The sequence below is a fragment of the Mesorhizobium neociceri genome, from assembly GCF_013520985.1.
GTDB lineage: Bacteria > Pseudomonadota > Alphaproteobacteria > Rhizobiales > Rhizobiaceae > Mesorhizobium > Mesorhizobium neociceri.
In genome coordinates, this window is record NZ_JACDTY010000008.1 from 58,495 (window position 1) to 80,446 (window position 21,952).

Consider the following 21,952-nt stretch of genomic DNA (forward strand, 5'->3'; position numbering starts at 1 on the left):
TGCGCGTAGAAGCGAGGCGGCAACATACCGTAGTGAAAGCGGATGGGCCTGCTTCCTGCAACGGGCCTGAGATCGGGCCCGGGCCAGAGGAAATCATTGGTTTCGCTGACAAGTACCCATGACGGCATGTCGTCGAGCCCAAGATGGGCCTTGAGCGATGCAGGTATCTCTATCGCATCGGCGGGATCGCTCGGGGCCGAGTGGTAATCGGAACCACCGTGACGACCTCGCGGCCCTCCACGATCCGGCGCGCGGCAACGATTGCGCAGGGCCGATTCTTGCGACCTTCTTCCGCGCCTTTGCTGCGTTCGTCCGCCCATAGATAGGAATAGGAAATCACCAGACCGGGGACAGGCTTGGCCAGGCTCACGGCGTCCAGTCTTTGAGCATCGCGTCCAGTCCATCATATTCTGATGGGACAGCGCTTTTGGCGATCGCGTTCAACGTGTCGTCGTCCAGGTCCTCGATCGGACGGGCAACCCGTCCCTTGACCAGGACTTCAAACATTGCCGCCGAAAGAAGCACCGTATGGGTCCGGCCATTCTTCGTTATCGCAACCGGCGCCCGCTGTGCGGCATCCTGGAAGCGTCCGACGTTCTGTTGGAATTCGGTCGATGTCACGCGCATGAACCGGCACCTCTTTATCTATAATAGATAAAATAGATAACCGTTTCAAGGGCGACTGTGGCCATGCTCGGGGCGATGTGGTGGCGGACCGTCAGGCCGCCGCCTTCACTGCGGGCGTCACCTTCTTCACCGGAATGCGCACCGACACGATGGTGCCGACGCCTTCGGTCGAGCGGATTTTCAGCGCGCCGCCCTGCAACTCGGCCAGCGAGCGCGAGATGGCGAGGCCAAGGCCAGAGCCAGCGTGGTTCTTGGAGAACTGGTTCTGCACCTGTTCGAACGGCCGGCCGAGCTTGCTCAGCGCCTCCTTCGGAATGCCGCAGCCATTGTCCTCGATCGTCAGGACCAGCGCGCCTGAAGTATTGCGGGCGCGCACCGAAATGTGGCCGCCCTGGCCGGTGAACTTCACGGCATTCGACAGAAGGTTGATGGCGATCTGCTTGATCGCCCGGCGGTCGGCGAACAGCGTCATGGTATCGGCGATACGGGTTTCGACCGTGATCGACTTTTCCGCCGCCTGCAGCGAGATCACGCGCACCGTCTCGCGGATCAGCGGGCAGAGATCGATTTCCTCGCGGTCCATCGAAAACTGGCCGGCCTCGATCTTCGACATGTCGAGTATATCGTTGATAACGCCGAGCAGATATTTGCCGCTGCCGTTGATGTCGTTGGCATATTCCTCGTAGCGCGGCGAACCGAGCGGCCCGAACAGGCCCTGTTCCATCAGCTCGGAAAAGCCGATGATGGCGTTGAGCGGCGTGCGCAGCTCATGCGACATGTTGGCCAGGAACTCGGACTTAGCCCGGTTGGCGGCCTCGGCGCGCTCGGTTTCCTTCATGTATTTGCGGTTGAGCTCGACCAGTTCCTTGGCGCGTTCCTCCTCGGCCCTGCGGGCGAGGCTGAGGTCGTGGATGGTCGCCATCAGCCGGCGCTCGCTGTCGACCAGCTTTTCCTGGTGCAGTTTGATCTGGGTGATGTCGGAGCCGACCGAGACCGTACCGCCATCCCTGGTCCTCAATTCGTTGACCTGCAGCCAGCGGCCGTCGGAGAGCTGCCGCTCGAAGGTTGCGCCGCCTTGCGGCCCGTTGGTGTTGGCCAGCCGGCGTTCGGAGGCGAAGGCCAGCATGCGCTCCTCCAGCACGGCGCGTGCCGCACCCGGCATGACGTCGCGGTCCGACAGGCCGTTGTCCTTCTGGTATTTGGAATTGCACATGATCAGCCGCTGGGCGGCATCCCACAGCACGAAGGATTCGTTGATGTTCTCGATGGCCGTGCGCAGCCGCAGGTCGGCTGCCTCCGACCGCAGCGCCAGATGCCGCTGTTCGGTGACATCGACGGCGATGCCGATCAGCTGAATCTCAGGCGCTTCCGGGTCGATCACCTGAGCCCTGGCGCGCATCCACACCCACTGGCCGTCGGCGTGGCGCATCCGGAACACCTGGTCGATATGGTCGATCTCGCGCTCGACGATCCGGTTGGCGAGCTCGAACAGATCGCCGTCTTCGGGGTGGATGATGTCGTCGACCTCGCCGAACGACAGCATCGAGTTGCACGGCTCGTAGCCCAGCATATCGTACATCGAGCGTGACCAGTACATCTTGCCGCGCACCATGTCCCAGTCCCACAGGCCACAGCGGCCGCGCACCAGCGCCATGTCGATGCGCTGGTGGGCTTCGAGATAGATGCGGTCGGCTGTCTGGGCGCGCGATGCCTGGCCGAAATAGGCGTAGAGGATGATGATCAGCACACCCGCCGTCAGCACGAACAGCGTGACGTTGAGCGACACGGCCTTGCGCCAGCTGTCGAACACCGCCTCCTGCGGCACCAGCACGGCTGCGGCGTTCTTCCTGTCCCGGGTCAGGCTGACAGCCGCATACCAGTCCTGCCCACCGATGCTGACATCCATCACCCCGGCGCGGTCGCCGAACATGAACAGCGGCTGGCCGTCCAGCACCAGGCTGTCCAGTGATCGCCCTTGCCAGCCGGTCGACAGCGGCGACACGGCAATGATTTTGAAGGCGCTGTCGGTGATGACAAGCACGTGGCTTCTGCCCATGGCGCCCTGCCGGCTGGTGCTTTCCAGCAGGTCGATGGCGCCGCTGGCTGCCGCGTTCGGATCTGCAGAGATTGCGTTCGCCATCTGGCCGGCGGCAAGACCCAGCACCGCCTTGACGTCGCGCTCGACCTCGTCGCGCTCATTCATCAGCGAGAGCACGCGCAGAGCGGCAATGACGATCAGGAAGATGATGATGAGCGCCGGTATCGAACGGCGCAGAAGGGGCTCGGCAGCCAGGAGCCGCCGGTAGGCTGGTTCAGCGATGAGCCGCGTATTGCCGGCGAGACCGTCGCCTCGCGCCTTGCGCCGCTCAAAAGCCGTCCCCTCGGGCGCGCCCCACGCGTCCGCCTTGGCCATAAATGGCACTCCCCGAATTTCCGTACGCTTGACGATCCGGCAACACCGCACGTCCGAATCGTCTGTAAAGAATCAAAGGTGATTCGCCTTGTCCAGAGGCGCGGGCGAAAAACATTAAAAATTGATTGAAATAACGCTGAAGCTGCTGATCTCCCCCCTCGTGGGGGAGATGGCCGGCAGGCCAGAGGGGGGCGCTGTCCCTCGGCGTATCAAATGGCTGGAGCGCCCGACCAAAAAACAGTTACAACGGGTGCCGGATGCAGCCCTGAACTGAGGCGAGATCGAAGGCTGCGGTTCTTCGCGCCTCTGCCCTGCCGGGCATCTCCCCCACGAGGGGGGAGATTATGCGTCTCAAGCCAGTGTCCGCTCCACAATATCCCGCAAATCCGCTGACAGGTTCTCGCCATTGGCGATGGCCAGCAGAGCCTCTCTGGCCTTGGCCTGTCTGCCCGGTTCCAGCGAGCGCCAGGAGCGCAGCGCCGTCGCCAACCTGGCCGCCACTTGCGGGTTGCGCTTTTCGACCTCGAGCACGGTCTGCGCAAAAAACCGGTAGCCTTCGCCGTCGGCGCGGTGGAAGCTGGTCTGGTTCGCGCTGGAGAATGTGCCGATGAGCGAGCGCACCCTGTTCGGATTGGCCATCGAGAAGGCCGCGTGACCGGTCAGTGCCCGCACCGTTTCGACGGTCTTCGGTCCCGGCACGCTGGCCTGGATCTGGAACCATTTGCCCATGACCAGCGGATCAGCACCGTATCGCGCCTCGAAGCCGGCCAGCGCCTTGATCGCCTCGGGCGAGCCGTCATGGCGATGCGCGAGCACGGTGAGCGCCGCGGCGCGGTCGGTCATATTGGTCGCGGTCTCGAAATGCCGGGCGGCGAGCTCAACTCCTCCCGGCAGCAGCGAGAGATAGTCGAGCAGGATGTTGCGCAGCGCCCGTCGTCCGGCACTCGCCGCATCCGGGCTGAACGGACCATCCTCGGCGAGGCGGCCGTAAAGTTTGGTGAAGGCGTCCTGATTGGCGCGGGCGATCGCCAGCACCAGCGCTTCGCGGGCGGTAAAGATGGCGTCGGGATCGATGTTCCTGCCGATGTCGCGGGCAATATCGGCCTCGCCGGGAAGCGCCAGCGCGAGTGCGCGGTAGGCGGGCTCAAGCGTCTCGTCGCCGGCGATCTTGCCGGCAAGCCCGGTCAGCCTTGCGCTGAAGACCGGCTTTGCGCCGCCCAGAATCTGGCGGAAGGCCGCTATCAGCGCATCGGTGAGCAGCGTGTTGAACGCCTGCCAGCGCGCGAAGGCGTCGCTGTCATGGCCGGCAAGGAAGAACTGGTCGTCGGCCTTCTGCTCGACAGAAAGCGTGATCGGCGCCGAAAAGCCGCGGTTGAGCGACACTGCCGGCCGCTCGTCAACACCGGAGAAGCGCACCAGGTGGCGGCGCTTGCGGATGTGGATGACGCCGTCCTCGACGGTAGCGCCCTCGACACCGCCATAGGCGACCGGCTCGCCGCCGGCGCCGACCAGGCCGAAGGCGAGCGGGATGTGCATCAGCCGCTTGCGGCTTTCCGACGGCGTCGGCGGCACGGACTGCTCGATCTCGAGCGTGAACTCGCGCGTCACCGGATTGTGCGTCGAACTGACGGTCAGGTTCGGCGTGCCGGCCTGGTGATACCAGAGCGCGAACTGCGACAGGTCGCGCCCGGAGACATCCTCGAACACTTTGAGGAAATCCTCGATCGTCGCGGCCTCACCGTCATGGCGCTCGAAATAGAGGTCCATGCCGGCGCGGAAAGTCTGGCTCCCAAGAATCGTGCGGATCATGCGCACCACTTCCGAGCCTTTTTCGTAGACGGTCGCGGTGTAGAAATTGTTGATCTCGCGGTAGCGCCGCGGCCGCACCGGATGCGCCAACGGCCCTTGGTCCTCGGGGAACTGGTGGGCGCGCAGCGTGCGCACCTCGGCGATGCGCTTGACCGCGCGCGAGCGCTGGTCGGCGGAGAATTCGTGATCGCGAAAGACGGTCAATCCTTCCTTCAGGCAGAGCTGGAACCAGTCGCGGCAGGTGATCCTGTTGCCGGTCCAGTTGTGGAAATATTCATGCGCGATGATCGCCTCGATGTTGGCGAAATCGGCGTCGGTCGCGGTTTCCCGGTCGGCCAGCACATATTTGTCGTTGAAGATGTTGAGGCCCTTGTTCTCCATAGCCCCCATGTTGAAGTCGGAGACGGCGACGATGTTGAAGACGTCGAGGTCGTATTCGCGGCCGAATGCCTGCTCGTCCCATTGCATCGAGCGCTTCAGCGCATCCATGGCGTGGCCGGCAAGCCCCTCCTTGCCCGGCTCGACATAGATGCCGAGCTCGACCTCGCGGCCGGACATCGTAACAAAACTGTCGGCGACCTGGCCGAGATTGCCGGCCACCAGCGCAAACAAATAGGACGGCTTGGGGAAGGGGTCGTGCCAGACAGCATAGTGCCAGCCCTCGGCAAGCGCGCCGCTTTCCACCGGATTGCCGTTGGAGAGCAGCAGCGGTGCCTCGTCCAGCTGTGCCTCGATACGCACGGTGTAGACCGATAGGATGTCGGGGCGGTCGAGGAAATAGGTGATGCGGCGAAAGCCCTCTGCCTCGCATTGCGTGCAATAGACATTGCTGGAGCGGTAGAGGCCCATCAGCGCCTCATTGCTCGCTGGCGCGATCTCGGTCTCGAGCAGCAGTTCGAAGCGGGCCGGCGGCTTCAAAATGGTCAGCTGGTCCGGCGTTGCCAGATACTCGGCGGGGGCAAGCTCGCGGCCGTCAACGGCGATCCGCTTCAGCACCAGCCCATCGCCGTCCAGCACCAGCGGCGCCGAGGCGGCAGCGCCATCGCGGCGTTCGATCGTCAGCACGGCGGTAACGCGCGTTGCGTCTGGCGAAAGGCGGAAGGTAAGGCCGGTTTGCGGAATGGAAAAGTCGTTGGGGCGATAGTCTTCGAGCTTGAAGACCTGGCCGGTATCGGTTCGCATTCCCTGGGGTTTCCCTGTCGCTATCGGAGCCTGCGGAGGTATCCGCTGGCCCAAGAAATCTAAAGTGCGCGCTCTTTACACGAAACGGTCACTCGACAAAACTGCGCCAATGCCTATTTCACGGCGTTCCCCCTCCATCATCATCGCGAGGCTTTGATGACCGTCGTCACACCGAAGTTCGGCATGGACGCCTCCGCGCCGTGTCGTGGGAAGCGCATCTCGGCAACGATCCGGGAAGCGGCGGGAGCGTGACTTCAGGGCCGAGAGACGAGGCGGCGGGGAAACTGTCCGATCACCCTGGCGCGCATCGGCCCAAAAATCGATGTCGATTTTTGGAAAGCACGATGCGCAGATTTAAAGTGTTAGAGCGTCCTTTGCGCGTCGAAGACGACGCGCGGCGCTCTAATGTGTTGACCGGGATCATGCTCAAGGTCATGTCGGTGGCGGTCTTCGTCGGCATGCAAACCTGCATCAAGGCAGCCGGCACCTTGCCAGCCGGCCAGATCGTCTTCTTCCGCTCCTTCTTCGCCATCTTCCCGATCATCGTCTTCCTGGCCTTCAGGAGAAAGCTGGGTACGGCGTTTGCCACCAAACGCCCACTGAACCACATTGCGCGCGGTGTCGTCGGCGTTTGCGCCATGGGGCTCGGCTTCTTCGCGCTGACGCGGCTGCCGCTGCCGGAAGCGATCACGCTCAACTATGCCCAGCCGTTGCTGGTGGTGGTGTTCTCCTCGCTTTTCCTCGGCGAGGCCATCCGCATCTATCGCTGGAGCGCGGTTGCGGTCGGCCTTGTCGGCGTGCTGATCATCTCGTGGCCGGAACTGACACTGCTCACTTCGGGCGCGGCGCTCGGTGACCAGGAGGTGCTGGGCGTCATCGCTGCTCTTGTCTCAGCGGCAATCTCCGCCAATGCCATTCTGCTTGTGCGCAATCTTGTCCAGACCGAACGAACAGCGACCATCGTGTTGTGGTTCTCGGCGACGGCGAGCGTCATGGCGCTGTTTACGCTGCCCTTCGGCTGGCAAGCGCTGACGCCGCTGCAGGCCGGCTTGCTGGTCGCAGCGGGCTTCTGTGGCGGGCTGGCGCAGATCCTGATGACGGCCGCCTACCGCCACGCCGAGGCTTCGGTGGTGGCGCCGTTCGAATACACTTCGATGATCCTTGGCGTCGTCGTCGGCTATTTCGCCTTTGGCGATGTCGCCACCATCAACACGCTGGTCGGCGGCGTGATCGTCGTCGCCGCCGGCATCTTCATCATCTGGCGCGAACGCCAGCTCGGCCTTGAGCGCACCCGCACAAGAAAGGCAGCGCCGCCACAAGGGTGATCAGGACGACTGCGCGCGTTCTTTAGCAAGCCGCACCAGCACCCCCCGCGTCGGCTCGTCGGCCGGAAAGAACGATTCGATCGCCAGTTCCGACAGTGTCACGTCGAGCGGTGTGCCGAAGACGGTGATGGTGCTGATGAAGGACAACACCTGATCACCATGCGCCAGCCGCAGCGGATGGACGATGCCATTGGGCTCGACTGGCACAGGCCGCGCGCCCCTGAGGCCGGACGGATAGGTTCGCAATTCGCGCTCCAGCTCGACCAGCACAGGATCGCCGGCGGCATCGTTCTGGTGCTTCAGCCGTTCCAGCAGATGTGCCCGCCATTCCGCGAGATTGACGATGCGCGGCGCGATGCCGTTCGGGTGCAGGCTGAGACGCAGCACATTGACCGGCGGCTGAAGCAGCGACGGCTCGGCAACATCGGCGAGGAACGGGCCGATAGCAGCATTGGCAGACACCAGGTTCCAGTGCCGGTCGACGGCGAGCGCTGGAAATGGTTCATGCCCCTTGAGCACGGTCTCGACCGCGGCAAGCGCCGGCGCCAGCGTCGCGTCGGTGAGCGGCCGTTCGCTGAAGCTTGGCGCAAAGCCGGCAGCCAGCAGCAGCTGGTTGCGCTGCCTGAGCGGGATCGACAGCTGCTCCGCCAGATGCAGCACCATGTCGCGCGAGGGGGCGGCGCGGCCGCTTTCGACGAAGGAGAGATGCCGTTGCGAAATCTCGGCCTCCATGGCGAGGTCGAGCTGGCTCATGCGGCGCCGCGTGCGCCATTCGCGGATCAGGCTTCCGGCTGAGGTTTGGAGTGTTGTCATGACGGAGGATTAGGCCGGGGAGGGGCGTATTTCAATTACCTCGGAGGTTATTGGCGCGGTTCTACCTTCTCCCTTGTGGGAGAAGGTGGCCGAGCGAAGCTCGGTCGGATGAGGGGTGTTCCAGCTTGGCAAAGACGACGATCCTCCACGCACCCCTCAACCGTCTCGGCGCTGCGCGCCGATCCACCTTCTCCCACAAGGGGAGAAGGGAAGGGCGTCTAGCCCACCTCCCGCAACTTCGCCTTCACCTCGAGGAAATCCCGCCAGGCCAGCTTCTTGTGCGCGGGCGTGCGCAGCAGATAGGCGGGATGCAGCGTCGGCATCGCCGGGATGGCAACACCGGACGCCGTGGTATGCACCCGCCAGTTGCCGCGCAGCCGCAAGATGCCTTCGCTCGTGTTGAGCAGGGTCTTGGCCGATGGGCCGCCCAGATTGATCAGCACCTTGGGATTGACCAGCTCGATCTGCCGCTCGATGAACGGACGACAGATCTCGGTCTCGTGCGGCGTCGGCGTGCGGTTGCCGGGCGGCCGCCAGGGAATGACGTTGGCGATGTAGACACATGTCCGGTCGAGCCCGATCGCCGCCAGCATGCGGTCAAGCAGCCGGCCGGAGCGGCCGACGAAGGGCAGGCCTTCAATGTCCTCGTCGCGGCCGGGTGCCTCGCCGACCAGCATCACCGAAGCCTGCGGATTGCCATCGGCAAAGACCAGGTTCTTGGCGGTGAATTTGAGGTTGCAGCCGTCGAAGGACGCCATGTGTTGACGCAGCGCGTCGAGCGTCGAGGCGCCTGCCGCCATTTGCCGGGCCAGTGCCGCCTGTGCCTCGTCGGGCACCGTCGCCGTGGCCGGCACGGAGCGCGCCGGCGCGTCCGGCACTCGGCTCGCGTCTAGCCCTGTGCTTGCCTCGGCTTGGTCCGGTGCCTTGTTTTCACGAGGAGGTGCGGCTGGCGCGGGCGCTCGCTCAGCTGGCCTCGGCGTGGCCTCGGCAAACCGGTTCACAGGCGCGTCTTCCAGCGCCTCGTCGACGCCTGCGCTGGCGTAGAATGCCAGGAGGTCGGCAAGCTCGGATCGGTTTTTGGGGGAGGCGGCAGTCATGGCCGGCACCATCGTCTGCTCGACGGCATTTTGCAAGATTGAGCGGCCTTCTGCCGCTCTATCCCGTCGGAATCCGAGGATCTTGCACCAGATAAAACGTCCAGCGCGGCGTATAGTCGGTGATCAGAAATTCGAAGCTTCCCCTCTTCAGCGGGTCGATCTTGCCGTTTTTGAACAGCAGCCGGTCATAGGGTTCGAAATCGCGGTCGAAATCGGCATAGGCGCTCGACACGATATTGTCGGGCGTCTTGTTGCGCTGGTCGAAGGACAGGCCGTCGCCGAATACGCTCGGCTGGTTGAGGATCTCCTGCAGCTCGAACTGGAATTCGACCCAGGCCTGGCCGCTGTTGTTGAGCACCTCGATGCGCATGTACAGGACGCCGTTGGCAAATTCGCCATTGGTGCTGAACGGCTGGATCGGCTTGGTGGTGCGGATGGTGAGCGTCACCGGCGTCGACGAATTCAGCTCCTCGGAGATGATCAGCGGGTCATCCCTGGTGCCGGTGCCCGAGGCGCCGGTGATGTGGAAGCCGCCAAGCTCGTCGGAAAAGGAATAGGCCCCGGTCGCCCACACCTTCACCGGCTCGGCATAAGCCTTAACCGGCATGAGCACCGAAAGGGCGAGAAGAAGCGCTCGGCAGTTCCGGCCGGGCGGAAGGGAAAAGCGCGTCAATGAAAAGCCGGACGGCGTGCGCATGGGCAGAAGTATGGCCGATAAGCGAGCCGTCGAACAATTAAAATATGGGAACCGTAAGTCCAGCCGGAGCAAAACGCTTGCTGCACCGTTGTTATCCGCGACTTTTTGGCGAAAACGGCATTGTCACGCCAGCGCCGGTTTCCTGTCGCGGATTGATGCGCTATGCAGCGCAGGAGCCAGCAAAATGCCCGGAAACGGTTAGCCAGTGCGGAGGGGTTGATGAGCGAGATCGAACGCGAGAGCATGGAATTCGACGTGGTCATCGTCGGGGCCGGCCCGGCGGGCCTTGCCGCAGCGATCCGGCTCAAGCAGGTCAATCCCGAGCTTTCCGTTGTCGTGCTGGAAAAGGGCGGCGAGGTTGGAGCCCACATTTTGTCCGGCGCCGTCGTCGATCCCATAGGCATCGACCGCCTGTTGCCCGGCTGGCGCGAGGAAGAGGGCCACCCCTTCAAGACACCGGTGACCGCGGACCATTTCCTGGTCCTCGGCCCCGTCGGCTCGTTCCGTCTGCCCAACATCCTGATGCCGCCGCTGATGAACAATCACGGCAACTACATCGTCTCGCTCGGCAATGTCTGCCGCTGGCTGGCGACCAAGGCTGAAGCGCTGGGCGTCGAAATCTATCCGGGCTTTGCTGCTGCCAGCCTGGTCTACAACGATGCCGGCGCCGTCACCGGGGTCATCACCGGCGACATGGGCGTCGAAAAAGACGGCACGCACGGCCCGGGTTTCGCGCCGGGCATGGCGCTGATGGGCAAATATGTGCTGATCGGCGAGGGCGCGCGCGGTTCGCTGTCCAAGCAGCTGATCGCCAAATACAAGCTGTCCGACGGCCGCGAACCCGGCAAATACGGCATCGGCCTCAAGGAACTGTGGCAGGTCAAGCCGGAGAACCACAAGCCGGGCCTGGTCCAGCATTCCTTCGGCTGGCCGCTCGACCTGAAGACCGGCGGCGGCTCCTTCCTCTACCATCTCGAGGACAATCAGGTGGCGGTCGGCTTCGTTCTCCACCTCAACTACAAGAACCCCTGGCTGTCGCCGTTCGAGGAGTTCCAGCGCTTCAAGACCCATCCGGCGATATCGGGCACCTTCGCGGGCGCCAAGCGCATCGGCTATGGCGCGCGCGCCATTACCGAAGGCGGCTGGCAGTCGGTGCCGAAACTGTCCTTCCCCGGCGGCGTGCTGATGGGTTGTGCTGCCGGCTTCGTCAACGTGCCGCGCATCAAGGGTTCGCACAATGCGGTGCTGTCCGGCATGCTGGCGGCCGAACATGTCGCGCAAGCGATCGGCGCCGGCCGCGCCAATGACGAGCTCACCTCCTACGAGAACGCCTGGCGGGCAACCGATATCGGCAAGGATTTGAAGAAGGTCCGCAACGTCAAGCCGCTCTGGTCGCGTTTCGGCACTGTGCTCGGCATCGGCCTCGGCGGTCTCGACATGTGGCTGAACACGCTGTTCGGCTTCTCGCCCTTCGGCACGCTGAAGCACGGCAAGGCCGATTATGCGACGCTGGAGCCGGCCGCCCAGCACGAGAAGATCGTGTATCCCAAGCCGGACGGCGTGCTGACTTTTGACCGGCTGTCCTCGGTGTTCCTGTCCAACACCAACCATGAGGAAAACGAGCCGGTGCATCTCCTGGTCGCCGATATGGCCCTGCAGCAGCGCTCCGAGCACGACGTCTTTGCCGGGCCGTCGACCCGCTATTGCCCGGCCGGCGTCTACGAATGGGTCGACAAGGATGGCAATGCTGCCGCCGATCCGGCCGCCAAGGATGTGCGCTTCGTCATCAACGCGCAGAACTGCGTGCACTGCAAGACCTGCGACATCAAGGATCCCAACCAGAACATCAACTGGGTGCCGCCGCAAGGCGGCGAGGGCCCGGTCTACCAGGGCATGTGAGCTACGGGCCGTCTCGACCGCTGCCGGCAAAAATACCGGCGCGGGGCTGGTTACCAGGGCATGTAAGGCGATCGGCGCCATGATTGTTGAAACCGTCATCTGCTTGTGGTCTCATTGCCGGGTCCATGTGGGAGAATGGCATGCGGGTGTTGGTCTTGTTTTGCGTCGCCGTCATAGGCGCGGCCTGCGGCATCGTCGGGACGGCGTCGGCGGGGGTGAAAACCGTCGTCAAGACGCGAACCTATGACATCACCGGCACCACAGGTGCCGGTCTGGTTATCGCCATGAATCGCAGGGGCCCCAAGCACGGTTTCATGACCCACGCCATCGCGCAGACGAGCTACACCGCGGACTGGAACCTGGACCTCGGCCAGGCCAACGGCGTCTGCCGCCTGCGCCAGGCCAATGGAACGCTCAACGTCACCTACACCTATCCGCGCGTGGCCTCGGCCGTCACGCCGGCGCTGCACAAACGCTGGAACCGGTTTTTCACCGGCGTTCTCGCTCATGAAGGAACCCATGGTCGTATCGCCGGGCAGATGATGCAGGCCGCGGAGCGGTCGGTTCGCGGCCTGAAATTTGCCAACGATCCGCAATGCAACAAGACGCGCGCCGAAGCCAGGCGGCGCTTGGAAGCCACCTCCAAGCTCTACGAGGCGAAACAGATCGCCTTCGACGCGCGCGAGCACAGTGAAGGCGGCCATGTCGAGCGCATCATCGAGGCCCTGGTGGGCTTGTGAAACCTCAAGCCCGTAACGTGTTGATCTAGCCGCGTGCGCCGGGCTGGATAAGCGACACGGTCGCGGTGGCGTCCTCGTCGGCCGGCTTGGTCTCGTCACGCTTCAGCGAAAACTCCACCATCACCGGCAGGTGGTCCGAGCCGGTGTCTTCCAGCCGGGTTGACGACAGGATCGTCACCTTGCCCTTCGAGAACACCTGGTCGATCGGCAGGCCCGCATAGCGGCGCAGGAAGTCGGGCAGCGTCCGGTGAATCCAGCTCGGCCCGGCCGATGGCATCACAGTCAGTCCACCGAGCGAGGCGACACGCCGCACCGCAGCGCTCCACGGCACGGCGTTGCAGTCGCCGGCCATGATCGCCGTCTCGCCCAGCGAGGTGAGCGTCTTGGTCAACTCGCCGATCTGCCAGTACTGCTCCTTCGGCCACGGCCAGCTCAGATGGATCGCGGCGACATCGACGCCGATGCCGCCAAAGTCGACGGTGGCGGTGGCCATCGCGCCGCGCGGTTCGCAGTATGGTTCGGTACCGACGGCAAACGGCCGCCTGGACAGGAGCGCCACGCCGAACACGCCGTTGGGGTAGGCGCACAGGATGCGGTAGGGATAGGCGCTGCTGATATAGCCGAGCTCGGTTGCCCACATCGCCGATACTTCGTCGAGCGTGATCACGTCGGGGTTGGTGCGGCCGATCAGCGAGAGAACCTTCTTGGGCGTCGGATTGTTGAAGCGCAGGTTCATCTGCAGCAGCCGGTAGACCATCTCGTTGCCGGGCTCGGCGTCACCGGCGGCCTGCACCGGCCACAGGCGCGGCAAGGTGCTCAACGTGCTGGCGAAGGCGGCCACGGCGAGGAGCAGGCCCACACCCGCCTGCAGGCGAAACGAGGTGGCAAGCAGCGGCAGCCCAATCAGCGCCATCAGCACGGCCAGATGGATGCGGAAATGGGCGAAGGAATCGAAGGCCGGATGCAGTGTGCCAAAGAACCCGGCCACAAGCGCGACCGAGAGGCCGAGCATTGCCAGGAACGCCATCGAAGCCATCATGTTTCGCACGCGTGCCATCAGACCGGGTTTTGCATTGCCGAGGTGTCAGGCCTGTTATCGGCGCAAATGCGGCCCAATCAAGATGACGAAACGCCTCGCGGCCAACATTTACCGGAAGCCAGCCTACTGGAAGGCCGTCTCCGAAAAGCTTCTCAGCTTGCGGGAATGCAACCGTTCCATCGGCATTTCCGCCAGCTTCTCCATCGCCTTGATGCCGATGGTCAGATGCTGCGCCACTTGCCGCTTGTAGAACTCGGTCGCCATGCCAGGCAGCTTCAATTCGCCATGCAGCGGCTTGTCGGAGACGCATAAAAGCGTGCCGTAGGGAACACGGAAGCGGAAGCCATTGGCGGCGATGGTCGCCGATTCCATATCGAGCGCGATGGCACGCGACTGCGACAGCCGCTGCACTGGCCCGCGCTGGTCGCGCAGTTCCCAGTTGCGGTTATCGATGGTGGCGACGGTGCCGGTGCGCATGATGCGCTTGAGATCGTAGCCGGAAAGCCCGGTGACTTCGGCGACCGCCTCCTGCAGCGCCACCTGAATCTCGGCCAGCGGCGGGATCGGCACCCACACCGGCAGGTCGTCATCCAGCACATGGTCTTCCCTGACATACGCATGCGCCAGCACATAGTCGCCCAGCGCCTGTGTGTTGCGCAGGCCGGCGCAATGGCCGAGCATCAGCCAGGCATGTGGCCGCAGCACCGCGATATGGTCGGTGATGGTCTTGGCGTTGGACGGGCCGACGCCGATATTGACCATGGTGATGCCGCCATGGTTCGGCTTCTTCAAATGATAGGCCGGCATCTGCGGCAGGCGCGGCGCCGCCACGCCTTCGCTGGGCACGCTTTGCCCCGCCTTGGTGACGACATTGCCCGGCTCGACGAATTCGGTATAGCCGTGGCCGCCTTCCGCCATCTGCGCCCGCGCGCGGGCGACGAACTCATCGATGTAGAACTGGTAGTTGGTGAACAGCACGAAGTTCTGGAAATGCTGCGGGCTGGTCGCGGTGTAATGCGTCATGCGGTGCAGCGAATAATCGATGCGCTGTGCCGTGAACGGTGCCAGCGGCCTCGGTTCGCCGAACGCCACCTCGAATGTGCCGTTAGCGATCTGGTCGTCGGTGCCGTCGAGGTCCGGAACGTCGAAAAGGTCGCGGATCGGCCGCTTGATGCGCTCGGCGGCTGCGCCATCGACATGGGTGCCTTCGAGGAAGGCGAAATGCAGCGGGATCGGCGTGGTTGATTCCGAAACCGTCACCGGCACGCCGTGGTTGCGCATGATCAGCCGAAGCTGCTCGACGAGATAGGTTTCGAACAGCGCCGGCTGGGTGATGGTGGTCGAGAAATGCCCCGGCGTCGGCATGTGACCGTACGCCTGGCGCGAGTCGATCTGGGTGAATGAATTGGTGGTGACGCCGATCTCCGGGTAGAAGGCGCGGTAGCGCTTGCTCTCGTCGCCGCCGGCGGCAAGTGCCGCAAAGGAGTCACGCAGGAATTTGGTGTTGCGGTCGTAGAGCCCCTGCAAGGCGGCCACGGCCTTTTTGGCATCGTCGAAGCTCTTCTTGCCGAAAGGCTCCGGCATGACGACCGATTCGATAGCTTGTGGGTAGATTCGCTTTTCCATGGCTCAATATAGAGACTCAGGACAGCACTTGGGAGGGGGAGGTGGCCACCGAGGCAGCCAAGGCGAAGATTTATTCCCAGCGCACCTTACCCGCGCTGCAGGCTGACGAGCAGCACAAAGCCAACGCCATGCTTCTTTGTCGCCGGCGCGTCGATCGTCGTGTCGTCACCGGCGCGCATCATCGGCATGGCCAGGACCGGCGCTGAGAGCACGATCAGGACGAGCGCCGCCCGCGGCAGAAGCCGGAGGGTCTTGAGGGCGTTGATGGCTGCGCGGTTCATGGCTTTGGCTTTTCTGTTTGGATCTACGTCTTTGTCGTCTCAGCGGCGGAAATGGTTCATGCAATCGAATTGGCAGCTGTTGGAACTGGCTGCATCCCAGGAGCGGGCCGGACGGCCGGCTTCGGCCACGAGAATGGCGAAGAACATGCCGAACAGGCTCATCAGCAGGCAGACGATGGTGAAGCGGCGAGCGAGCATTTGCGTGGTGTCTCCTTGAACACGCCATCAAAATGCCCTGATGCGACTGAACCGGCTCTGATGCCGGCGTTCATCTGCGGTTCAAAGTGATTGACGATGTTTTAGGGAGAGCATCTGCCCCGGTTACGAGGCCGCGAGGTGCCGATGCGGGTGTGTCGTGGACCGTCCTGGAAAAGAAAACGGGGCCTGTGAAGGCCCCGTTGTCGTCATGTCAAAACAGCAAGCTCAGAGCTTGTGCCAGGTCTGGCTCTTGCAGATCAGGCCACCGAGCACGCAGCCGCTCATCTTCAGCGAGGTGCCCGACAGTGTGGCCTTGCCGGAGTAGGTCTTGTCGTTTGCCGGATCGGTGATGTTGCCGGCGTATTTGTTGCTCCCGGTCGCCTTGAGCGAACCGATGGTCTTGCCGGCATATTTGCCGGTCTTCAGCGTGATGGAGAATGAATCGCTACCGCCAATGAGCGCGGTGTCGCCGGCTTGCGTCTTCCAGTTGCCTTCGATCGGATCGGCCCAGGCCGCGCCCGCCATCATCATCGTGGCCGCCAGGGCCAAGCTCACTTTGCCAAACATATCTGTCCTCCCTGTGGTTTTAGCTGGGGCGCCCGCCTCTCTGCCCCTTACGCAAACGTAAGCTAATCCAGCTCCCGGCAAAACAAAAGCGGGTGCCGTGAGGGAAGGGTTTGCAATTTTCATGAGGGTCGAGAAAGCGCTCAGCGACCTGGAAATGAAACGATCGAGGCGTTGGCTTTGGTTTCCGTGGTTAGCAGAGTGTTGACCGGCGCCCCGCAAATTTTCGTCAAATCCGGCGCGAAACGGCGCGGTTGCAGGCTTTGTATCCTTAACGAATTTCCGCGTTTACCTCTTGTTTTAGCTTTGTTTTCTCCAAATTAAGCACGCCATTTAACGACGGATTCAAGGCTCGGCTTCATTCTCGAAAGCATCGAAAGAGCGGCTCCCCAGGGGATACCGGGGGACAGAAAAGGCCCGCTCTCGGGAGCCAGACAGGGGACTAAAATGGCACGTTTTGAAATGCTTGAAGCCGGCTTCGGCGCCATGGGGGCAACTGCCCAGGCCGACATTCTTTTCGAACTGGGCATGATGTATGCGACCGGCCGCGATTGCGAGACCGATGTCGTTGCCGCCCACAAATGGTTCAACATCGCCGCCATCAAGGGCTCGATCCGTGCCGCCGAACTGCGCTCGGAACTGTCGGCCGCAATGTCCAAGGTCGAGATCGCCAGGGCACTGCGCGAAGCCCGCGAATGGATGACCATGCACTGAGATCGCAGCAGACTATCGAAAACAGGGAAGCCCCGGGATCAAGACCGCAAAAGACGGCCGGAACCGGTGAAATACAAGGCCGCGACAAGACGGTCGACAATGAAGAACAAGAACGCGGCAGGCCAACACGGTCCAGCCGTGCACAATGGGGACGGCGAGCAGGTTTTCGTGGCGCGGGGGCGCATGGGGACTGCTCCACGAGCAAAAAGCCACGACCGGCCGGAACAAGGCTGGCGTGGCTTTTTGCGTTGATGAGGCCCAATCGAGTGATGCCGATGCGCCTAGACAGGCCCAATGAAGGATGAAATTGTCCCGCCTTCTGAAAGAAGCGCGGCCAGAGCGGCTGCGCGCGTGTGGGAGGAGTTCTATCACCATGAAAAAAATGGGTATTTTGAGCGCGGCCGTATTTGGCCTGATGATGAGCGCGCCGGTTGCCTTTGCCGATGACATCACCATTTCGGTGGTCGGCCCGATGACCGGACAGCTCGCCACGATCGGCGATCAGTTCAAGCAGGGCGCAACGGCAGCCGCCGACGCCATCAACGCCGCCGGCGGTGTCAACGGCTCGATGATCAAGATCGACATCGAGGACGACCAGTGCGATCCCAAGCAGGCGGTTTCGGTGGCCAACCGCATCGTTGCCAACAGCGTCAAGTTTATCGACGGCCATGCCTGTTCAGGTTCGAGCATCCCGGCTTCCGCCGTCTACGCCGAGGCCGGCGCGCTGATGATGAGCCCGGCCTCTTCAAATCCCGAGCTGACTGACGCCGCCGCCAAGGCTGGCTGGCCGACGATCATGCGTCTCTACACGCGTGACGACGCGCAGGGCGCCTTCATCGGCCCGTGGATTGCCAAGAAATATGCCGGCAAGAACATCGTCATCCTGCATGACAAGAGCGCCTACGGTCAGGGCGTGGCCGATGCAGTGAAGGCGACGATGAATGCCGGCGGCCTCAAGGAAGTCGACTATGAAGGCATCAATGCCGGCGAGAAGGACTATTCGGCTCTCGTCACCAAGCTGAAGGACCTCAAGGCCGACGTCGTCTATTTCGGCGGCTATCACCCTGAGGCCGGGCTGATCCTGCGTCAGTCGGCCGAGCAGAGCGTCAAGTTCCAGCTGATCATGCCGGATTCGATCGCCTCGCCGGAATTCTGGCAGGTCGCCGGTCCGGCCGGTGAGGGCACCATGTTCGTCTTCCCCTCGGACCCGCAGGCCAAGCCGGAAGCCAAGGAGGCCATCGCCAAGATCAAGGCGGGCGGCTTCGTGCCGGAAGGCTTCACGCTGTTCTCCTACGCCGTCGTTCAGGCGTTTGCAGAGGGCGTCAAGCGCGCCGGAACCGACGATCCGGTCAAGGTTGCCGAGGCGCTGAAGAACGGTACGCCGTTCAGCACCGTGGTCGGCGACGTGACCTTCGACGAGAAGGGCGACCTGAAGAACGCCAGCTACGACATCAACCAGTGGCATGACGGCAAATACGCGCCGATCGCGCAGTAATCGTCCGCGTACTCATGGAAATGGCCGGGCTTGTCCCGGCCATTTTTGATTAAGCCGGCTATGCAGCCTCTTCAACGAAGCGCACCAGCACGGTTCCGTCGGTGACCTGCGCGCCCTCGGTAGCGATCTCGGCGATCACGCCGTCATGGCTGGCCGAGATCGTGTGCTCCATCTTCATCGCTTCCAGGATCAGCAGCGGCTGGCCCTTGACCACCGCTTCGCCCCTTGCGGCGCGCACCAGTTTGACCAGCCCGGGCATCGGCGCGCGCAGGCTGCCGGAAGCAGCGGCGGCCTCGTCGGTTCGCGCCAGCGGATCCGGGACGAGGAAACTGTAGCCGACCGCGCCTTCAAACACGGTGACGTGGCCCGGCCAGCGGGCAAGGCGAGGGGCGGCGCGAAGATCGTGCGAATTGACGCTGTCATAGGGCGCATCCAGCGCCACCTCGAAGCGCCCGTCCGGCCGCACTGAAACACGTGCCAGAATATCGTCCTCGCCATGGCGCAGGCGCGTGCGCCGCGCAACAGTGTGGAAATGCGCATAGCCGGCAAGCGAGGACCATGGGTCGTCCGATGGCGGCAGCGCACCGGCGCCGGCCGCGGCAAGGGCTGCCGCGGCAACGATCTCGCCGCTCGGCGGGGCGACCGCGGTCAGCGCTTCCTGATGCCGGCCGATCAGGCCGGTATCGACATCGCCGGCCGAAAAATCGGCGTCGGCGGCAAGTGCCGCGAGAAAGGCGGTGTTGACAGTCGAGCCGGCAATTTCGGTTTGCGATAACGCTGTGCCGAGCGCGTCGAGCGCCGCCTGCCTGTCCTTGGCGTGGACGACCAGTTTGGCGATCATCGGATCGTAAAAGGGCGAGATCGCATTGCCGGCCCGCACGCCGGTCTCAATGCGCATCGTGGCGCCCTCGGGAGCTTTGTCGGGAAATGTGAGGTGATGCAGCGTGCCGGTCGCCGGCAAAAACCCTTTCGCCGCGTCCTCGGCATAGATACGCGCCTCGAAGGCGTGGCCGGAGAGCTGGATTTCGCTCTGCATCTTAGGCAGCTTTTCGCCGGATGCCACGCGCAACTGCCACTCGACAAGATCGGTGCCGGTGACCATTTCGGTGACGGGATGCTCGACCTGCAGGCGGGTGTTCATTTCCATGAACCAGAAGCGGTCGGCCTTCAGCCCTTGCGAGGCGTCGACGATGAATTCGATGGTGCCGGCGCCCGAATAGCTGATCGCCTTGGCGGCCTTAACCGCGGCCTCCGTCATCGCCTTGCGCAGCGCCGGCGTCATGCCGGGCGCAGGCGCTTCCTCGATCACTTTCTGATGGCGGCGCTGCGCCGAGCAGTCGCGCTCGAAGAGATGCACGGCGTTGCCAAAATTGTCGCCGAACACCTGGACCTCGATGTGGCGCGGCTTGTCGACATATTTTTCGACCAGCACGCGGTCGTCGCCAAACGCGGCCTTGGCCTCGCGCCGTGCGCCCGACAGCGCCTCGGAGAAATCGTCGGGATGGTCGACGCGGCGCATGCCTTTGCCGCCGCCGCCAGCGCGCGCCTTGATCAGCACGGGATAGCCGATCTCGCGCGCCTTGGACGCCAGCAGCACGATCTCCTGCGCCTCGCCATGATAGCCCGGCACCACCGGCACACCGGCCTTCTCCATCAGCCGCTTGGCCGCGTCCTTCAGCCCCATGGCGCGGATCGAGGCCGCCGACGGGCCGATGAAGGTCAAGCCCGCCGCCACCACCTGGTCGACGAAGTCGGGGTTTTCCGAGAGGAAGCCGTAGCCGGGATGGATCGCTTCGGCACCTGTCGCCAGCGCGGCCGCAACAATCTTGTCGCCGCGCAGATAGCTTTCACCGACGGGCGAAGCGCCGATATGCACCGCCTCGTCGGCCATTTCGACATGCAGAGCCTTGCCGTCGGCGTCGGAATAGACGGCAACGGTGCGCACACCGAGCCTGCGTGCCGTACGGATGACCCGGCAGGCGATCTCGCCGCGATTGGCGATCAGGATCTTGGCGAACATGGAGCCTCCAGAGTTTGCCGCCCGCGGTGTCGGCGCTCCCTCGCGCTGTGCAGCCAGCCTATCCTTGCCAGCCTTCTCACACCCTGCTTTGGAGTCTGGCCATTGTCAAAGAACCGGCGATCGAAGCCTTGCTTATTTGGACGCAGCGATTTCGCAACGTCCTGCTGTCGTGAACTTATGGCCGTTGAGACCGGCCTGACAGGATTTCAGCGCCCCTTCTTCAGCCGCCTTCTGGGAAGGCGCATTCAAACGTGAGCCGCAGACGATGTACAGCGAACGCACGCGTGCGTAGGGCGTGGACGCATAGGCCGAATGGCCGCTGGCCGCGACATAGGCTTTGTAGGCCTTGGTGCACGGCTCCATCAGACTTCCCGACACATACGGATAGAAACGGACATCGCCCTTGTTCCCTGCCAGCGATGCCGCTGATCCGGCGCTGGATATGGCGACCAGAAACAGGCCTGCAAGCATCAATGCGGTCTTTCTCAATTTCATCTTATCCCACCCCGTTGGAGAAAGTTAAATCTTAAAGGCTCGGCCTACTTGGAAGCAGCGATCTCGCAAGCGCCTCCGGTCGTGACTTTCCATTTGCTGCGGCCGGCCTGGCAGGATCTCAAGGCCGTGTCTTCGGCCGCCTTTTGCGACGGTGCGTTGATGCGCGAGCCGCAGATCATGTACAAATACGTTACCCGCATATACGGCGTGGTGGCGTAAGCCGAATGGCCGCCGGCCGCCACATAGGCATTGTAAGCCTTGGTGCATGGGTCTTTCGGGTTTGTACGCAATTTCGGCCAGAAGCGGACGTCGCCCTTGCTTCCCGCCAGCGATTCCGCTGATCCGACGCTGGGTGCCGTGACGAGAAACAGGCCTGCAAGTAGCGACGCGGCTACTCGTGTGATGTATGTCGGTTTCATTTTGCCCTACCCATTTTGAAGATGCCGGTGATGACAGCGTTTCGCCTATTTGGAAGCCGCGACGCTGCACTGTCCGGAGGCGCCGACTTTGTATTTTTTGATGGCGGACTGGCAGGACTTCAACGCCTGTGTCTCCGCGGCCGTCTGCGAAGCCGCATCGAGGTAGGCGCCGCAGATGATGCCCTCGGTGGTCTCGCCGACCAGGGTCGATGCATAGGCGGAATGACCGGGCGCAGCCACGTAGGCCTTGTATGCCTTGTAGCAGTCTCCTCTCGCATAGGGCGGGAAGTAGACGGGATAACGGCTGTCGCCCTTGCTGCCCGCCAACGATCCCGCCGCGCCAGGGCCCGGCGCCAAGAATATTAGAAAAACTGAAAGTATCGAGATGGTCGACCTACGACAATATTCCAGCTTCATTCCCACCCACCCCAGATTGCCAAATCCAGCATGAGCAATAACGAATATCCTGTCCCTCCGCCAGTTCGGCGGTGGAGATTTC

General features: G+C 63.1%; 20 protein-coding genes. 5 read left to right on the forward strand and 15 right to left on the reverse strand.

The annotated features are described in order from the left end of the window. Positions 1–366: 366 nt before the first annotated feature. From H0241_RS17515 to pepN, 3 genes are all read right to left on the reverse strand, one after another. Positions 367–627 (reverse strand): type II toxin-antitoxin system prevent-host-death family antitoxin, encoded by a 261-nt coding sequence (locus H0241_RS17515; protein ID WP_181058915.1) that lies wholly within the window; start codon positions 625–627, stop codon positions 367–369. A gap of 91 nt (positions 628–718) precedes the next feature. Further along, entirely contained in the window at positions 719–3,040 is a 2,322-nt protein-coding gene (locus tag H0241_RS17520) for a PAS domain-containing sensor histidine kinase (protein ID WP_181058916.1), read from the reverse strand. A gap of 351 nt (positions 3,041–3,391) precedes the next feature. Then, positions 3,392–6,031, reverse strand: coding sequence for an aminopeptidase N (pepN, locus tag H0241_RS17525; RefSeq protein WP_181058917.1), 2,640 nt, complete (start codon positions 6,029–6,031; stop codon positions 3,392–3,394). Positions 6,032–6,453: 422 nt separating this feature from the next. Here pepN and H0241_RS17530 point away from each other — a divergent pair, with 422 nt between their 5' ends. Next, complete coding sequence (locus H0241_RS17530; protein ID WP_235984341.1) at positions 6,454–7,356, forward strand: DMT family transporter; 903 nt, start codon at positions 6,454–6,456, stop codon at positions 7,354–7,356. On the opposite strand, the gene H0241_RS17535 is transcribed toward H0241_RS17530, so the two are convergent. The 3 genes from H0241_RS17535 to H0241_RS17545 all read right to left on the reverse strand — a co-directional run bounded on the left by H0241_RS17535 (position 7,357) and on the right by H0241_RS17545 (position 9,963). Continuing rightward, positions 7,357–8,169, reverse strand: a complete 813-nt coding sequence (locus tag H0241_RS17535) for a helix-turn-helix domain-containing protein (protein WP_181058919.1) — start codon at positions 8,167–8,169, stop codon at positions 7,357–7,359. It lies immediately after the preceding gene. A 218-nt stretch (positions 8,170–8,387) separates the two neighbouring features. Next, a complete protein-coding gene (locus H0241_RS17540; RefSeq protein ID WP_181059135.1) occupies positions 8,388–9,266 on the reverse strand; it encodes a uracil-DNA glycosylase in 879 nt (292 codons plus the stop codon). 58 nt (positions 9,267–9,324) lie between these two features. Then, positions 9,325–9,963: a hypothetical protein gene (locus tag H0241_RS17545; RefSeq protein WP_181058920.1), complete on the reverse strand. Its 639-nt coding sequence runs from the start codon at positions 9,961–9,963 to the stop codon at positions 9,325–9,327. 219 nt (positions 9,964–10,182) lie between these two features. Between H0241_RS17545 and H0241_RS17550 the strand changes: the two genes are divergently transcribed. Next, on the forward strand, positions 10,183–11,862 hold the full coding sequence (locus tag H0241_RS17550) for an electron transfer flavoprotein-ubiquinone oxidoreductase (protein ID WP_181058921.1): 1,680 nt from the start codon (positions 10,183–10,185) through the stop codon (positions 11,860–11,862). Between the two features lie 215 nt (positions 11,863–12,077). Then, the gene (locus H0241_RS17555; protein ID WP_328824727.1) at positions 12,078–12,602 is read left to right on the forward strand and encodes a DUF922 domain-containing protein; all 525 of its coding nucleotides are present in this window, start codon (positions 12,078–12,080) and stop codon (positions 12,600–12,602) included. A 25-nt stretch (positions 12,603–12,627) separates the two neighbouring features. Here the strand turns inward: H0241_RS17555 and H0241_RS17560 are convergent, their stop codons facing one another. From H0241_RS17560 to H0241_RS17580, 5 genes are all read right to left on the reverse strand, one after another. Further along, positions 12,628–13,659 carry an endonuclease/exonuclease/phosphatase family protein gene (locus tag H0241_RS17560; RefSeq protein WP_235984332.1) on the reverse strand — a complete coding sequence of 344 codons (1,032 nt, stop codon included), beginning with the start codon at positions 13,657–13,659 and terminating at the stop codon, positions 12,628–12,630. Positions 13,660–13,764: 105 nt separating this feature from the next. Further along, entirely contained in the window at positions 13,765–15,225 is a 1,461-nt protein-coding gene (locus H0241_RS17565) for an AMP nucleosidase (protein ID WP_235984333.1), read from the reverse strand. 128 nt (positions 15,226–15,353) lie between these two features. After that, positions 15,354–15,548, reverse strand: coding sequence for a hypothetical protein (locus H0241_RS17570; RefSeq protein ID WP_181058924.1), 195 nt, complete (start codon positions 15,546–15,548; stop codon positions 15,354–15,356). Between the two features lie 39 nt (positions 15,549–15,587). Further along, positions 15,588–15,746 carry a hypothetical protein gene (locus tag H0241_RS17575; RefSeq protein ID WP_181058925.1) on the reverse strand — a complete coding sequence of 53 codons (159 nt, stop codon included), beginning with the start codon at positions 15,744–15,746 and terminating at the stop codon, positions 15,588–15,590. Positions 15,747–15,971: 225 nt separating this feature from the next. Continuing rightward, on the reverse strand, positions 15,972–16,313 hold the full coding sequence (locus tag H0241_RS17580) for a DUF2147 domain-containing protein (protein ID WP_181058926.1): 342 nt from the start codon (positions 16,311–16,313) through the stop codon (positions 15,972–15,974). A gap of 444 nt (positions 16,314–16,757) precedes the next feature. Between H0241_RS17580 and H0241_RS17585 the strand changes: the two genes are divergently transcribed. Beyond that, a complete protein-coding gene (locus H0241_RS17585; RefSeq protein ID WP_025583692.1) occupies positions 16,758–17,024 on the forward strand; it encodes an SEL1-like repeat protein in 267 nt (88 codons plus the stop codon). Between the two features lie 373 nt (positions 17,025–17,397). Then, positions 17,398–18,519 carry an ABC transporter substrate-binding protein gene (locus tag H0241_RS17590; protein WP_181058927.1) on the forward strand — a complete coding sequence of 374 codons (1,122 nt, stop codon included), beginning with the start codon at positions 17,398–17,400 and terminating at the stop codon, positions 18,517–18,519. 58 nt (positions 18,520–18,577) lie between these two features. Here H0241_RS17590 and H0241_RS17595 read toward each other — a convergent pair whose 3' ends face one another. From H0241_RS17595 to H0241_RS17610, 4 genes are all read right to left on the reverse strand, one after another. Beyond that, positions 18,578–20,539 (reverse strand): acetyl/propionyl/methylcrotonyl-CoA carboxylase subunit alpha, encoded by a 1,962-nt coding sequence (locus H0241_RS17595; RefSeq protein WP_181058928.1) that lies wholly within the window; start codon positions 20,537–20,539, stop codon positions 18,578–18,580. 132 nt (positions 20,540–20,671) lie between these two features. Continuing rightward, positions 20,672–21,034 carry a hypothetical protein gene (locus tag H0241_RS17600; protein WP_181058929.1) on the reverse strand — a complete coding sequence of 121 codons (363 nt, stop codon included), beginning with the start codon at positions 21,032–21,034 and terminating at the stop codon, positions 20,672–20,674. A 44-nt stretch (positions 21,035–21,078) separates the two neighbouring features. Further along, positions 21,079–21,453, reverse strand: coding sequence for a hypothetical protein (locus tag H0241_RS17605; RefSeq protein ID WP_181058930.1), 375 nt, complete (start codon positions 21,451–21,453; stop codon positions 21,079–21,081). Positions 21,454–21,498: 45 nt separating this feature from the next. Then, complete coding sequence (locus H0241_RS17610; protein WP_181058931.1) at positions 21,499–21,870, reverse strand: hypothetical protein; 372 nt, start codon at positions 21,868–21,870, stop codon at positions 21,499–21,501. Positions 21,871–21,952: the final 82 nt, after the last annotated feature.

Coding starts and splice junctions, on each gene's coding strand:
- H0241_RS17515 (WP_181058915.1), bottom strand. CDS start 627: ATGCGCGTGACATCGACCGAATTCCAACAGAACGTCGGACGCTTCCAG.
- H0241_RS17545 (WP_181058920.1), bottom strand. CDS start 9,963: ATGCGCACGCCGTCCGGCTTTTCATTGACGCGCTTTTCCCTTCCGCCC.
- H0241_RS17585 (WP_025583692.1), top strand. CDS start 16,758: ATGGCACGTTTTGAAATGCTTGAAGCCGGCTTCGGCGCCATGGGGGCA.
- H0241_RS17600 (WP_181058929.1), bottom strand. CDS start 21,034: ATGAAATTGAGAAAGACCGCATTGATGCTTGCAGGCCTGTTTCTGGTC.
- pepN (WP_181058917.1), bottom strand. CDS start 6,031: ATGCGAACCGATACCGGCCAGGTCTTCAAGCTCGAAGACTATCGCCCC.
- H0241_RS17540 (WP_181059135.1), bottom strand. CDS start 9,266: ATGACTGCCGCCTCCCCCAAAAACCGATCCGAGCTTGCCGACCTCCTG.
- H0241_RS17575 (WP_181058925.1), bottom strand. CDS start 15,746: ATGCTCGCTCGCCGCTTCACCATCGTCTGCCTGCTGATGAGCCTGTTC.
- H0241_RS17565 (WP_235984333.1), bottom strand. CDS start 15,225: ATGCCGGAGCCTTTCGGCAAGAAGAGCTTCGACGATGCCAAAAAGGCC.
- H0241_RS17535 (WP_181058919.1), bottom strand. CDS start 8,169: ATGACAACACTCCAAACCTCAGCCGGAAGCCTGATCCGCGAATGGCGC.
- H0241_RS17550 (WP_181058921.1), top strand. CDS start 10,183: ATGAGCGAGATCGAACGCGAGAGCATGGAATTCGACGTGGTCATCGTC.
- H0241_RS17580 (WP_181058926.1), bottom strand. CDS start 16,313: ATGTTTGGCAAAGTGAGCTTGGCCCTGGCGGCCACGATGATGATGGCG.
- H0241_RS17595 (WP_181058928.1), bottom strand. CDS start 20,539: ATGTTCGCCAAGATCCTGATCGCCAATCGCGGCGAGATCGCCTGCCGG.
- H0241_RS17560 (WP_235984332.1), bottom strand. CDS start 13,659: ATGGCACGCGTGCGAAACATGATGGCTTCGATGGCGTTCCTGGCAATG.
- H0241_RS17610 (WP_181058931.1), bottom strand. CDS start 21,870: ATGAAGCTGGAATATTGTCGTAGGTCGACCATCTCGATACTTTCAGTT.
- H0241_RS17590 (WP_181058927.1), top strand. CDS start 17,398: ATGAAAAAAATGGGTATTTTGAGCGCGGCCGTATTTGGCCTGATGATG.
- H0241_RS17520 (WP_181058916.1), bottom strand. CDS start 3,040: ATGGCCAAGGCGGACGCGTGGGGCGCGCCCGAGGGGACGGCTTTTGAG.
- H0241_RS17570 (WP_181058924.1), bottom strand. CDS start 15,548: ATGAACCGCGCAGCCATCAACGCCCTCAAGACCCTCCGGCTTCTGCCG.
- H0241_RS17605 (WP_181058930.1), bottom strand. CDS start 21,453: ATGAAACCGACATACATCACACGAGTAGCCGCGTCGCTACTTGCAGGC.
- H0241_RS17530 (WP_235984341.1), top strand. CDS start 6,454: ATGCTCAAGGTCATGTCGGTGGCGGTCTTCGTCGGCATGCAAACCTGC.